Raw genomic sequence first — 285 nt, 5'->3', positions numbered from 1 at the left:
AGGCTCCGGGCGCGATCAGGACATCGGCGGACAACAAGGTGACGTAGCGCTGTGCCGCGCGTGAGAGCCCATCGTTATACGTGGAGATGTGCCCCTGGTTGTCCTCGTGGATCACCACTGAAATCCGTGCATCCGCGGAAGCCAGTCGGTGGGCAACCGCGGCGGTGTCATCGGTGGAGGCGTCGTCGACGATGATGACTTCGACATCGACACCGTCCTGGGACAGGGCACTGTGGACGGCGTCCGGCAGGTAGCGGCCGTAGTTGTAGCAAGGTACCACCACCG

Annotated in this window: 1 protein-coding gene; it reads right to left on the bottom strand. The window is 63.5% G+C overall.

Features of this window, described 5'->3' with window-relative positions; genetic code table 11:
• Positions 1–285 (bottom strand): glycosyltransferase family 2 protein (locus SB724_RS19810; protein ID WP_410572509.1); only part of this gene is annotated, 285 nt, incomplete at both ends.

The organism is Bacillus sp. SIMBA_031 (assembly GCF_046535225.1).
In the GTDB taxonomy this organism is placed as follows: domain Bacteria; phylum Bacillota; class Bacilli; order Bacillales; family Bacillaceae; genus Bacillus; species Bacillus velezensis.
Note: the sequence above shows the minus strand (reverse complement) of the source record. Positions and strands in the feature narration are given on the sequence as shown.